Genomic DNA, 12,970 nt, shown 5'->3' on the forward strand with positions numbered 1-12,970 from the left:
GAGGGAAAGAGGGCCGCAGCCATGCTCATCGACACGTTCGGTCGCGTCGCCACCGACCTGCGGGTCTCGCTCACCGACCGGTGCAACCTGCGATGTACGTACTGCATGCCCGAGGAGGGCCTGCGCTGGCTGGACAAGCCCGACCTGCTCACGGACGACGAGATCGTCCGCCTCGTCCGCATAGCGGTCACCGGCCTCGGCGTCCAGGAGGTCCGCTTCACCGGCGGCGAGCCGCTGCTGCGGTCGGGCCTCGTCGGCATCGTCGAGCGCTGCGCGGCCCTCGCACCGCGCCCGAAGATGTCACTGACCACCAACGGCATCGGTCTGCGGCGCACCACTCAGGCGCTCAAGGACGCGGGCCTGGATCGGGTCAATGTCTCGCTGGACACCTTGCGCCCCGCTGTCTTCGAGGCCTTGACCCGGCGCGACCGCCACCGCGACGTGCTGGAGGGGCTGGCGGCGCGGGCCGACCCGGGTCGGCGTCATCGCCTCTGTCACGCGCCCCTTCTGCGACACCTGCGACCGCACCCGGCTCACCGCGGACGGCCAAGTGCGCACCTGCCTCTTCGCCCGGGAGGAGTCCGACCCGCGCGGGACGCTGCGCTCCGGGGTGCCGGACGAGGAGATCGCGGTGCGGTGGAAGCGCGCGATGCGGGGGAAGAAGGCCGGCTCCGGCCTTGACGAGCCGTCCTTCCTTCAGCCCGACCGGCCGATGTCGGCCATCGGGGGCTGACCGCCCCCGGCGCTGAGCGGAACGACGTCCACAGACAGAACTGGGAGTGAGGCCATGGGACGGGTCACCGAGCGACGGCGCGTGTTGCGCATCCGGGACGGTGTGGTGAGCACGCGCCCGGACACCCTGGTCGCGGAGGAGCCCCTGGAGATCCGGCTGGGCGGCAAGCCGCTGGCGATCACCATGCGCACGCCCGGGGACGATTTCGCGCTCGCCGCCGGGTTCCTGGTGAGCGAGGGCGTCGTGGGCCGGGCCGCGGATGTGGCGAGCATCGTGTACTGCGCGGGAGCCACGGGTGGGGGTACCTCCCGCTCGGGCGAAGTCGAGAGTGGGGGAGGTTCGAACACGTACAACGTCGTCGACGTGCGGCTCGCCCCCGGCGTGCCGGTGCCCGACATCACGCTCGAACGGAACGTGTACACCACTTCGTCGTGCGGCCTGTGCGGGAAGGCCGGCCTGGACGCCGTACGGACCACGGCGTGGTGGCCGATCGCCGACACGCCCCCGGTCCGGGTCGCCCCCGAACTGCTGGCGGTCCTGCCCGACCGGTTGCGGGCCGCGCAGCGGGTGTTCGACCGGACCGGTGGTCTGCACGCCGCCGGGTTGTTCTCGCCCGAGGGCGAACTGCTGGACCTGCGGGAGGACGTCGGCCGGCACAACGCCGTCGACAAGCTGATCGGCCGTGCGCTGCAGTTCGGCGAACTGCCGCTGTCCCGGAGCGTTCTGCTGGTGTCCGGGCGGGCGTCCTTCGAGTTGGCACAGAAGGCGGTCATGGCGGGCATCCCGATGCTGGCGGCGGTCTCGGCACCGTCCTCCCTCGCGGTGGACCTGGCGGCGGAGACCGGGCTCACGCTCGTGGGCTTCCTGCGCGGCGGCTCCATGAACGTGTACGCGGGCGAGCAGCGTCTCGACCTGACTGCCGACAGAGAACCGCGCCGGCAAGGAGGTCTCGCGAGGTGAGCCGCAACCTGCCCCGTACCCACGGCACTACCCTCGTCGGCCCACCCCGCTTGCGGCCACCCGACGCCCACAGCCGCCCCCGCCGCGTCGCGATGCTCAGCGTGCACACCTCACCGCTGCACCAGCCCGGCACCGGCGACGCCGGCGGGAGGCTCTCCGGCCACGTGGGTCGGCTCGCCGCGCAGCGCTGGGGCGTCCCACTCGTCCACGCCATGCACACCTTGGCCAAGGTCAAGAACGCCTCCCTCGCTGAGGGCGACATCCCCGAGCCCGCGACCCGAGTGATCGGCGAGACCCAAGTCGTCCGCGCCGCCGACCGGTTGATAGCCAACACCGAGAAGGAAGCGGAGGAACTGCTCCGCCACTATGACGCCGACACCGGCCGGGTCGCCGTCGTCCACCCTGGTGTCAACCTGGAGCGCTTCCGACCTGACGCCTGCGGTGTCGAGGTCGGCAGGGCCGCGGCCCGGTTCCGCCTCGGGCTGCCGCAGGACGCGCTCATACCGCTGTTCGTGGGCCGTATACAGCCGCTGAAGGCGCCGGACGTCCTGCTGCGCTCGGTGGCCCGGCTGCTGGAGGAGCGGCCGCAGCTACGTGAGCGGATCATGGTGCCGGTCGTGGGCGGGCCCAGCGGCAGCGGTCTGTCCAAGCCGGAAGGACTGCAGAAGCTGGCGGCCCGTCTCGGTGTCTGCGATGTCGTGCTGTTCCGCCCGCCGGTCGGCCAGGACCAGCTCGCCGACTGGTATCGCGCGGCGTCCGTGCTGGTCATCCCGTCCTACAGCGAGTCCTTCGGTCTGGTCGCCGTCGAGGCGCAGGCATACGGCACCCCGGTGATCGCTGCCGAGGTCGGCGGCCTGTCGGTGGCAGTACGACATGGCGTGAGCGGCGTTCTCGTACCGGGCCACGACCCGGACGACTACGCGCGGGCACTGTGCAGCTTCGCCGACGACCCGGCCCGCTCCGCCCGGATGGGCGCAGCCGCGGCCAGGCACGCACGGTCCTTCGGCTGGGACAGGGCTGCGACGGCGACGGCGGGCGTGTACAGAGCGGCGATGAACGAGCGTCGTCTTGGCTCGCGGCACGGCGGCCTCGACAGGCTGCAGGTCGGCAAACTCACCGCCAAACCTTAGCCGGACGGCAGCGTCTGCCGAAGGGTTCCATCGGTCCTCCCCATGGCGGCCGGCGGGGCCCTGGCGGTGGCTCCGACGTCGCGCGCGGCCGTGCGCGGCCCAGTGCATCGCGCTCGGTGGTCGAGCAGGTCACGGAGGAGATTCGCCGGTGCGTCCTGTCCGGGGCGCTCGCTCCGGGTCAGGAGTTCTCGCTGCGCGAGTTGGCGGGAATGCTGGAGGTCAGTTTCATCCCCGTCCGTGAGGCGCTGCGTAGTCTGGAAAGCGAAGGCCTCGTGATCACCCGGCCCGGATGCAGCGCGATGGTCGCACTGCTCGACCTCCAGGAACTGGGAGCCATCTATCGCCCGCGCCGTACCCTGGAGCCCGAGATCGCGGGCTCGCAGCGCAGGCTGTGGCCGCCTTCGACTCGACTATGGAGACCGAACCGGATCTTTCAACGGCGCTGGATGCGTTCCCGCCCGTGACGCGGCCCGCAGCGATCAAGCGGGTCATCGACGCCGTACAGGAATGACACCTGCCGAGCCCTACGACGCGGCCCGGCTCGCTGAGGTCGCCGAGGTCAGCCTGCGCACTCTGCGGGACACGTCCCGCCGGCCCGCGCCCGGACCCCGGTCTGCCATGGCCCGGGCAACCCCAACGGGTCAGTACCGATCGCGGACGCGGAGCCCCGCACGGAGCATGAGGGAGGCCCGTAGAGCGGGTTTTCGGACCGGCAGGAAGAGGACGAGCTCCATGAGCAGACGCACCCACGGTGGCCCGGCACGGACCGGCCGCAGCCGCGCGACCGCGGCCCTCCTGGCCACCCTGGCCTGCGGCGCCGCGCTCGTCTCGTGCAGCACCAACAGCGGCGGCGACAGCGGCGCCGCCTCCGTCACCCCGCGCGCCACCCCGCCGGACACCTCGTCGTTCAGTGGTACACCGCCGTCCGCCCTGGCCTCGGCCGCCTCCTCGATCATCGGCTCCGCCCGGGCCTCGGCCTCGGCGGCGGCCTCCTCGCTGTCCGCCGCCGCCTCGGAGTTCGAGGCGTCCGTCTCGGCCGACACGGCCCGCGCGAGCGCGCAGGCACAGGCGGAGCTGAAGAAGGTGCAGGGCTCCGGGAACGCACGGTCCGACGTCGCCATGACCGGCCTGCCCAGGGCGAAGACGGGCGGCCTGCTCGCCGTGCTCGTCACCATCACCAACAACACCGATCGCACGGCCTCGTACGCCGTCCAGGTCGACTTCAAGAACGCCGACGGCAAGGTCGTCGAGACCAGGTTCGTGGGCGCGGAGAACCTCAAGCCGGGGCAGCGCGCCCAGCCCGTCGCCATCAGCAGACAGCCCACCCAGCCCCAGCTGACCCCGGTCCTGGCGAAGGCCCAGCGGTACTGACGGGCGCCCGACGGGCGAGAGCGACATCGGGCGGCCCACCAGCACCTTGACGGAGCGTCAGTCCTCCCGGACGAGGTGCACCGCCGTGCTGGACCAGTCGCCCGCCGGCAGGTCGAGGTCGAGGCCGTACTCGCCGAGCACCGTGGAGTGATGCACGGCGCCGGTGCGGGCGTCGCGGTAGCGGCCGCCGGGGGTCAGTCCGCGCGGCCGGACCGGCAGTCTCGGCGCGCCGTGGCGGGAGACGCGCCGGTAGGCGAGCAGCAGGGTCTCCGAGGCGTCCGCGGCGGTGTACTGCACCACGCAGACCGAGTCCTCGGCGGGCGGCGACAACCGGTCCAGCCTGCCGTGCTGGACGAGATGGCGGACCTTCTTGTACGTGGCGACCAGGTCGGCCCCCTCCCGCAGTTCCTCCTCGGACCAGCGGGTGAGATCGCCCCCGATGCCGAGCGCCCCGGCCATCGCGACGTGGAAGCGGAAGCGCAGCGGGACCGTACGTCCGGTGAGCTGGTTGGGTACGTCGGTCACCCAGGCGCCCATCGTGCGGGCGGGGTAGATCTGGCCGTAGCCCTGCTGGATCCCCATCCGGTCGGCGGCGTCGGTGTTGTCCGACGCCCACGCCTGGTCCGTACGGGCCAGAATGCCCAGGTCGACCCGGCCGCCGCCACCGCTGCACGTCTCGATCCGCAGCCCCGGATGGTCCGCGCGCAGCCGGTCGAGGACACCGTAGAGATTGCGCACGTACGCGGGGCCGAGGCGGTCGGCGCCGTCCTCCCGGTCGGGCCAGCCGGCCTCGCTGAACGCGCGGTTCATGTCCCACTTGAGGAAGTCGATGCCGTGGTCGCCGACCAGCCGGGTCAGCCAGCCGTGGGCCCAGTCGGCGACCTCGCGGCGGGCGAAGTTGAGGACCAGCTGATTGCGCAGCTCGGAGCGGGGGCGCCCGGGGAAGTGCATTACCCAGTCCGGGTGTTCGCGGTACAGGTCGCTGTCCGGGTTCACCATCTCGGGCTCCACCCAGAGGCCGAAGCGCATCCCGAGCCCGTGCACCGAGCGGACCAGCGGGGCGAGCCCGTCCGGGAAGCGGTCGGACGCCGGTGTCCAGTCGCCGAGGCCCGCGCGGTCGCTGCGGCGCGCCCCGAACCAGCCGTCGTCGACGACGTAGAGCTCCACCCCGAGCGCCGCCGCCCGCTCGGCCAGCGCCTTCTGCCCGACCTCGTCGACGTCGAAGCCGGTCGCCTCCCAGGAGTTGTAGAGCACCGGGGCGAACTCGTCGGCATGGGGCAGGACATGGGCCAGGACATACGCGTGCCAGGCGCGGCTGGCCGCGCCGAAGCCGCCGTCGGTGCACAGTGCCGCGAACGGGGGAGTGGCACACTCCTCGCCCGGCGCGAGCGGCACGGTCGTGCCGTCCTGGCCGGGGCCGCCGGTGAATCCGGCCCGCCCGTCGGGGGTGCGCTGCACGGTGACGCGCCAACTCCCGCTCCACGCGAGGGCGGCGCTCCACACCCGCCCGTGCTCCTCCGTCGCCTCACCCGCGTCGAGCATCAGCCACGGGTTCGCGTGGTGGCTGGTGATCCCGCGACGGCTGGTCAACACGGTTTCGCCGTACGGCAGTCGGTCGCGGCGCAACTGGCTCTCGGCGGACCACTGGCCCGTGACATGGCTGAGCCGGTAGTCCCGCAGCGGCGGCAGGGTCCAGGCGGCGGAGTCGGCACGCAGCAGGGTGACGGGCTCGTCGCCGTCGTTGCGGACGACGGTCCAGCGCTCGATGACGTCCGTGTCCTCGCGCACCCGGTAGTGGAGCGCCACCCGCAACGGGTAGCGGCGGTCGCGGAACGACAGGGTCAGCTCGCCCTCGTCGACCTGGTGGCCGGCCGGCTGCCACTCGAAGGCGCGGGAGCCGTCCGCGAACCGGACCTGCAGTGACGGCGGTCCATAGCGCGTGCCGCCGTCGACGGGCAGCTCCTCCCCGACGGGCGGCCTGCCCTCGAAGCTGCTGGCCTCGGGCGCGGGTGGCACGGCCAGCTCCTCGGCCTCCGCCGGCGTCAGTCGTGGACCCCACGCGACATGGCAGGGCGCTCCGGTCTCGTCGATCCGCAGCGCGTACGAGGTGCGCGGTGTGGACAGCAGCCAGACCCCGGTGTCCGGGGCGAAGGAGATCGGCGACATGGATCCTCGCGTTCAGGGGGTGCTCACGTACGAGACAAGGAAAAGCCAACCCCGACCTTGGATCACGTGTCAATGGCTGCTCGCATTCTGGAATTCACAGGTCACAGGTGCCTCATGGAGCATCCTCAAGAGAATCCTGTTTCTTTCATTGACAGCAGAAAATAAGGGCCTTAGGTTCCGGCCATGCGCTCGACCTCTCCCACCGAGGCGTTCCCGGCCCACACGCCGGCCGCTTCCCAGATCTTCACCACCGTGCTGTCCCACGGCCCGCTCACGCGGTCGGAGATAGCGGGGCGGACCCAACTGTCGGCGGCGGCGGTCACCAAGGCGGTCCGGCCGCTGATCGAGGCCGGCTACCTCGTGGAGGACATCGCCGACGACGCACGGCAGCCCGTCCTCGGGCGGCCTGCCAACCCGGTGCGGGTCGACGGCGGGAGGGCCCTGTTCCTGGGGATCAAGGTGACGGGCGACGAGCTCATCGCCGTACTCACCGACCTGTGCTGCCGCATCCGGGTCGCCCGGCGCGTTCCGCTCACCTCCCGCGAACCCAAGGCGGTACTGACCTCCGTCGCGGGGCTCGTACAGGAACTGCTGACGGAGGCGGACGGCTTCGGGGTGCAGGTCCGGGGGCTGGGTATCGCCGTCTCGGGTGACGTGGACCGGGCGGCCGGGGTGGTGCGCTACTCGCCGTTCCTTGAGTGGCGCGACGTCCCCCTCGCCGAACTGGCCGCGACCACGACAGGCCTGCCGGTCACCCTCGACAACGATGTTCGGGCGCTGACGGTGGCCGAGCAGTGGTTCGGGGCCGGGGTCGGGCTGTCCGACTTCGCGCTGGTGACCGTCGGCGCGGGCATCGGCTGCGGTCTGGTGGTGCACGGACAGGTGGTGGCGGGAGCGCACGGCGTGGCCGGTGAGATCGGGCACGTGGCGATCGACCCGGCCGGTCCCCGCTGCCACTGCGGCAACCGGGGCTGCGTCGAGGCGATCGCCTCGGACCCCGCGATCGTCGGCCGGATCCGGGAGGTCACCGGCGCGAGCGTCGCCGACGCCACCGCGGCCCTGGCCCTGGCCCACGACGGCGACCCCGGCGCCCGGGAGGTGTACGCCCGGGCGGGAGCGGCGATCGGCCGGGGCATCGCCACCGTGGCCAACCTCCTCGGCCCCGAGCGCGTGATCATCTCCGGCGAGGGCCTGGCCGCCTACGACCTGTTCGCCGAGCAGATCCGTGACGCGTTCGCCGCGGCCGCCTTCGGCTCGGCCGCGCACTGCGACGTACAGACCCGGCCGCTGCCCTTCGAGGAGTGGGCGCGCGGAGCGGCGGCCACCGCCATCCAGTCCTTCATCACCTCGGACGCGCGCTGAAGACCGGACCCGCACCACCCGTCGGACCCGCATCGCCCACCAGAGCCGCATCGCCCACCAGAGCCACACCGCTCATCAGGACCGCACCGCTCATCAGACCCGCACTGCCGTTCAGACCTGCACCACCCATCAGACCCGCACTGCCGATCAGACACGTACTGACATGCATGAGGAGCAACGATGACGCAGCAGAGCCGCAATCCCCTGGCTGCGCGTGACCCGGGCCGCCGCAGAGTCGTCGGCGGACTGTTCGGACTCGGCGCCGCCGCGCTGGCCGCGCCCGTTCTGACCGCTTGCGGCGGGGGAGCGGGGGCCGACCCGAAGACGGTCACCCTCGGATCCAACGGCGGCGACGCCACGCCCAAGGAGGCCTACGCCGCCGTCACGCAGGCGTTCGTCAAGGACAGCGGGCTGAAGGTGAAGACGAACACCGTCGACCACGACACCTTCCAGAAGAGCATCTCCACCTATCTGCAGGGCACCCCGGACGACGTCTTCACCTGGTTCGCCGGCTACCGCATGGACTACTTCGCCAAGAAGAAGCTCTGCAGCCCCCTCGACGACGTGTGGGACAAGATAGGCGCCGACTTCAGCGACGCCACCAAGCAGCTCTCGCGCGGCGAGGACGGCAAGTACTACTTCGTGCCGCTGTACAACTACCCGTGGGCCGTCTTCTACCGCAAGAGCCTCTTCAAGGAGCGCGGCTACCAAGTCCCTCAGAAGTGGAGCGAGTTCATCGCGCTCACGAAGCAGATGAAGAAGGACGGGCTCTCGCCGATCGCCTCCGGCTACGGCGGCGGCGACGCCTGGAGCATCCTCGGCGCCTTCGACTACCTCAACCTGCGGACCAACGGCTACGACTTCCACATGTCGCTGATGCGCGGCAAGGTCTCCTGGACCGACAAGCGCGCCCTCGCCGCCCTCGACCACTGGCGCGAACTCGCCCCCTACTACCAGCAGGGCGCCGCCGGCCGCTCCTGGCAGGACGCCGCCCAGTCGCTGCTCGACAAGAAGTCCGGGATGGCCGTCATCGGCCTCTTCCTCGGACAGCAGATCACCGACGAGAAGATCCGCGCCGACATCGACTTCTTCCCCTTCCCCGAGATCGACGCCACTCACGGCCAGGACGCCGTCGAGGCACCCACCGACGGTTTCATGCTCAGCCGCCGGCCCAAGAACGAGTCGGGTGCCAAGAAGTTCCTGGAGTTCCTCGGTGGCGCCCACGCCGAGGAGCTGTACATGGGGGTCGACCCGAGCAACCTCGCCGTCAACGAGAAGGCGAGCACGGGCTCGTACAACGCGCTCCAGAAGAAGTCCGCCGATCTCATCGCCTCCGCCAAGCACATCAGCCAGTTCGCGGACCGCGACAGTGACCCCGGCTTCATCTCCACCGTCGTACTTCCCGGCCTGACCGAGTGGCTCAGCCACCCCGACGACGGCTCGGGAACGCTGACGAAGATCGAGTCCCAGCGTTCGCGCTTCTTCACGGCCTGACCAGGACCGGAAAGGTCTCACGCACCGTGTCCTCCGCGCCCACCACGCCCCCCGCCTCGCGACGCGCCCGTCCCCGCCGGCTCGGCACCGGCGACCGGATCTTTCTCACCGTCATCATCGGCATCCCGCTGGCGGCCCTGCTCTTCTTCGTCTGGCTGCCCGCACTGGCCTCCCTGGGGCTGTCCTTCACCACCTGGGACGGCATCGACCTGGCCGACATCCACTGGATCGGCCTGGACAACTACAAGGAGATCTTCACCAACTACCCGCCGTTCTGGCCCGCGGTGCGGCACAACGTGATCTGGCTGCTGTTCACGGCCCTGCTGCCGACCCCGTTCGGCATCTTCCTCGCCTACCAGCTCGACCGGAAGATCCGCTTCACGAGGGTCTACCAGACCGCCATCTTCCTGCCGATGGTGCTCTCCCTCGCCGTCGTCGGCTTCATCTGGGAGATCATCTACAACCCCGACACGGGGCTGCTCAACGGCATCCTGAGCGCCGCCGGATCCAGCCACCACATCGACTGGCTCGGCAACTCCGACCTCAACCTGTGGGCCGTCCTGGTCGCCTCGAGCTGGCGGCACACGGGATACATCATGATCCTCTACCTGGCCGGCCTGAAGGGCTTCGACCCGGCGCTCAAGGAGGCCGCCGCGCTCGACGGGGCCAACGGACGCCAGACCTTCCTGCGGGTGGTCTTCCCGGCCCTGAAACCGGTCAACGTCATCATCCTGGTCATCACGGTCATGGAGTCCCTGCGCTCCTTCGACGTCGTCTACGTCCTCGGCGGCGGCGTCGGAAGCAAGCCGGGCATGGAACTCCTGTCCCTCCTCATCACCGACAACATCATCGGCGAGTCCAGTCACATCGGTTACGGGTCCGCCCTCGCGGTCGTCCTGCTCGTGGTCTCCCTTGCCGCCATCGGGACCTTCCTCGTCCAGAACTTCCGCAAGGAGGACCAGTGACCACGACCGTGCCGCGCCCGGCCTCCCGACCGCGGACCCGGCGCGCGCAGCAGACGCCGAAGACCCCCTCCGGGCCGCGGCGCCAGACCGGCCGTCATCTGATGCTGGGCGGCATCGCCCTGCTGTGGCTCGTCCCGCTGCTGTGGGCCATGTACACCTCGCTGCGGCCCTACTCGGACACCGCGAAGCACGGGTATCTCTCCTGGCCCCACAGCCTCAGCCTCGGCAACTTCAGCGACGCCTGGAGCCAGTCCGGGATGCCGCACTTCTTCTGGAACTCCGTCCTCATCACCGTGCCGTCCGTCCTGTGCACCCTGCTGTTCTCGGCCGCGGTCGCCTTCTTCGTCTCCCGCTTCGACTTCCGCTGGAACATCGTCCTGCTGATGCTGTTCACCGCGGGCAACCTGCTCCCGGCGCAGGTCCTCATCACCCCCCTGTACCGCCTCTACCTCCTCATCCCGCTGCCGCAGTGGATGAGCGACTCGCTCCTCCTCTACAACTCGGCCTGGGGCATCATCGCGATCCACATCGCCTACCAGTCCGGCTTCTGCACCTTCGTCCTCAGCAACTACATGAAGACGATCCCGAAGGAGATCTCCGAGGCGGCGCTCGTGGACGGAGCCCCCGTCTGGCGCCAGTTCTTCCAGATCATCCTGCCGCTGTGCCGCCCGGCCTTCGCGGCCCTCGCCACCCTCGAATCGATCTGGATCTACAACGACTTCTTCTGGCCGCTCGCGCTGATCGAGAGCGGCGACAAGCGCCCGATCACCTCGGCCCTGGCCAACCTCCAAGGCGCGTACTTCACCAATCCCAACCTCATCGCGGCCGGTGCCCTGATGACCGCGATCCCCACCCTCCTGGTGTACTTCGCGCTCCAGCGCCAGTTCATCAGCGGACTCACCATCGGCTCGGGCAAGGGCTGAGCCGCCCCAACCCTGAACCCACAGGAGGCACGACCCATGCGGTCACCCTCGTATTCCGTCCTGCCCGCACGCACCCTGAGAGCCGTGGTGGTGTTCGCCCTCACGGCAGGCCTCGCGACGACCGTCCCGGCGGCACAGGCCAAGACCCCCGTGCCACGCGAGACCACTGCCACCCCCGTCGCCGCCAAGCCGTACATGGGCTGGTCGAGTTGGAGCATGCAGTCGTCGAAATACCCGGGCCTCAACCCGGACGGCGACTACAGCTACCTCACCGAGGCGAACGTCCTGAAGCAGACGGACGCCCTCGCCGCCAAGCTGAAGAACTACGGCTACGACCATGTCAACATCGACGCCGGCTGGTGGATGGACAAGACCTGGAAGACGGGCTTCGACCAGTACGGTCGCCAGACGCCCGACCCGGTCCGTTTCCCCCACGGCATGAAGTCGGTCGCCGACCACATCCACTCCAAGGGCCTCAAGGCCGGCATCTACCTGCCCGTCGGCCTGGAGAAGGGGGCGTACGGCGACGGCAAGACGCCGATCTGGAACGCCCCCGGCTGCACCACCGCCGACGTCGCCTACCCGGACCTGCGCACCACCAACGGCTGGGACAACGCCTACAAGCTGAACTTCGACAACCCCTGCGCGCAGAAGTACATCGACTCGCAGGCGCAGCAGTTCGCCGACTGGGGCTACGACTTCTTCAAGCTGGACGGCGTGGGCCCGGGCTCCTTCAAGTCCGGTGACAACTACAACAACGTCCCCGACGTCGCCGCCTGGCAGAAGGCCATCTCCGCCACCGGGCGCCCGATCCACCTCGAAATCTCCTGGTCGCTCGACATCGGCCACGCCGCCGACTGGAAGAAGTACTCCAACGGCTGGCGCATCGACACCGACGTCGAGTGCTACTGCAACACCCTTGTCACCTGGGAGAACTCGGTCAACGACCGGTGGGACGACGCCCCCGCGTGGAGCCGCAAGGCGGGCCCGGGCGGCTGGAACGACCTGGACAGCCTCGATGTCGGCAACGGCGAGATGGACGGCCTCACCAAGGCCGAGCGGCAGAGCTACATGACTCTGTGGGCCATCAACAAGTCGCCGCTGTTCACCGGTGACGACCTCACCAAGCTGGACAGCTACGGCGTCTCCCTGCTGACCAACAAGGAAGTCATCGCCGTCGACCAGAACGACTCGCCCGTGGCGCGTCCGATCACCCCGGTCGGCAACCAGCAGGTCTGGGGCACCAAGAACGCCGACGGCAGCTACACCGTCGCCCTGTTCAACCTCGGTGACTCCCCGGCCTCCGTCACCGCCCAGTGGGCCTCCCTCGGATTCACCGGCAACGCCTCCGTGCGCGACCTGTGGAACAAGGCGAACCTCGGGACCTACAAGAACAAGATCACCGAGGCGCTGCCCGCACACGGCTCGCGGCTGTTCACCGTCAAGCCCGGCGGCAGCACGCTGACCACCACGAGCTACGAGGCCGAGGACGCCGCCAACACCCTGTCGGGCAACGCCTCCGTCGCCGGGTGCGACGCCTGCTCCGGCGGCAAGAAGGTCGGCAATCTGTACACCGGCGGCAAGCTGCGGTTCAACGACGTCACGGTGAAGAAGGACGGAATCTACACCGTCAAGGTCGCCTACGTCAGCGGCGACTCCCGCTCGGTGACGGTCTTCTCCAACAGCGGCAACGGCACCAGCGAGAAGTTCCCCTCCACGGGCGACTGGAGCACGGCCGAGATGGTCAGCCTCCAACTGGCGCTGAAGGCAGGTTCCAACACGATCACCTTCGACAGCGGCAGCGGATACGCGCCCGACATCGACAAGATCGTCGTTCCGCAGTCGGTCTGACGTCCGTAGGCAGCC

General features: G+C 69.9%; 10 protein-coding genes and 1 pseudogene. 10 read left to right on the top strand and 1 reads right to left on the bottom strand.

Annotated features, from left to right (window positions below):
* Positions 1-21: 21 nt before the first annotated feature.
* From ACFZDJ_RS44955 to ACFZDJ_RS44975, 5 genes and pseudogenes are all read left to right on the top strand, one after another.
* A pseudogene (locus tag ACFZDJ_RS44955) lies at positions 22-733 on the top strand (GTP 3',8-cyclase MoaA).
* A 54-nt stretch (positions 734-787) separates the two neighbouring features.
* Positions 788-1,693, top strand: coding sequence for a formate dehydrogenase accessory sulfurtransferase FdhD (fdhD, locus tag ACFZDJ_RS44960; RefSeq protein ID WP_391068084.1), 906 nt, complete (start codon positions 788-790; stop codon positions 1,691-1,693).
* Positions 1,690-2,823: a glycosyltransferase gene (locus tag ACFZDJ_RS44965; RefSeq protein ID WP_391068087.1), complete on the top strand. Its 1,134-nt coding sequence runs from the start codon at positions 1,690-1,692 to the stop codon at positions 2,821-2,823. Before fdhD ends, ACFZDJ_RS44965 begins: the two co-directional genes overlap by 4 nt.
* A gap of 116 nt (positions 2,824-2,939) precedes the next feature.
* Entirely contained in the window at positions 2,940-3,287 is a 348-nt protein-coding gene (locus ACFZDJ_RS44970; protein WP_391068090.1) for a GntR family transcriptional regulator, read from the top strand.
* A 268-nt stretch (positions 3,288-3,555) separates the two neighbouring features.
* Positions 3,556-4,194 carry an FxLYD domain-containing protein gene (locus ACFZDJ_RS44975; RefSeq protein WP_391068093.1) on the top strand — a complete coding sequence of 213 codons (639 nt, stop codon included), beginning with the start codon at positions 3,556-3,558 and terminating at the stop codon, positions 4,192-4,194.
* Between the two features lie 57 nt (positions 4,195-4,251).
* Here ACFZDJ_RS44975 and ACFZDJ_RS44980 read toward each other — a convergent pair whose 3' ends face one another.
* A complete protein-coding gene (locus ACFZDJ_RS44980; RefSeq protein ID WP_391068096.1) occupies positions 4,252-6,360 on the bottom strand; it encodes an alpha-galactosidase in 2,109 nt (702 codons plus the stop codon).
* A 183-nt stretch (positions 6,361-6,543) separates the two neighbouring features.
* Between ACFZDJ_RS44980 and ACFZDJ_RS44985 the strand changes: the two genes are divergently transcribed.
* From ACFZDJ_RS44985 to ACFZDJ_RS45005, 5 genes are all read left to right on the top strand, one after another.
* Positions 6,544-7,722, top strand: coding sequence for an ROK family protein (locus ACFZDJ_RS44985; RefSeq protein ID WP_384920556.1), 1,179 nt, complete (start codon positions 6,544-6,546; stop codon positions 7,720-7,722).
* Between the two features lie 180 nt (positions 7,723-7,902).
* Complete coding sequence (locus ACFZDJ_RS44990) at positions 7,903-9,216, top strand: extracellular solute-binding protein (RefSeq protein WP_391068098.1); 1,314 nt, start codon at positions 7,903-7,905, stop codon at positions 9,214-9,216.
* Positions 9,217-9,242: 26 nt separating this feature from the next.
* Positions 9,243-10,181 carry a carbohydrate ABC transporter permease gene (locus ACFZDJ_RS44995; protein WP_248002700.1) on the top strand — a complete coding sequence of 313 codons (939 nt, stop codon included), beginning with the start codon at positions 9,243-9,245 and terminating at the stop codon, positions 10,179-10,181.
* Positions 10,178-11,104, top strand: a complete 927-nt coding sequence (locus ACFZDJ_RS45000) for a carbohydrate ABC transporter permease (RefSeq protein ID WP_217566993.1) — start codon at positions 10,178-10,180, stop codon at positions 11,102-11,104. The genes ACFZDJ_RS44995 and ACFZDJ_RS45000 overlap by 4 nt, the downstream gene beginning before the upstream one ends.
* Positions 11,105-11,140: 36 nt before the next feature.
* Positions 11,141-12,955 carry a carbohydrate-binding protein gene (locus tag ACFZDJ_RS45005; protein ID WP_391068100.1) on the top strand — a complete coding sequence of 605 codons (1,815 nt, stop codon included), beginning with the start codon at positions 11,141-11,143 and terminating at the stop codon, positions 12,953-12,955.
* Positions 12,956-12,970 lie beyond the last annotated feature (15 nt).

It is taken from the genome of Streptomyces sp. NPDC007896, from assembly GCF_042959425.1.
Lineage (GTDB): Bacteria > Actinomycetota > Actinomycetes > Streptomycetales > Streptomycetaceae > Streptomyces.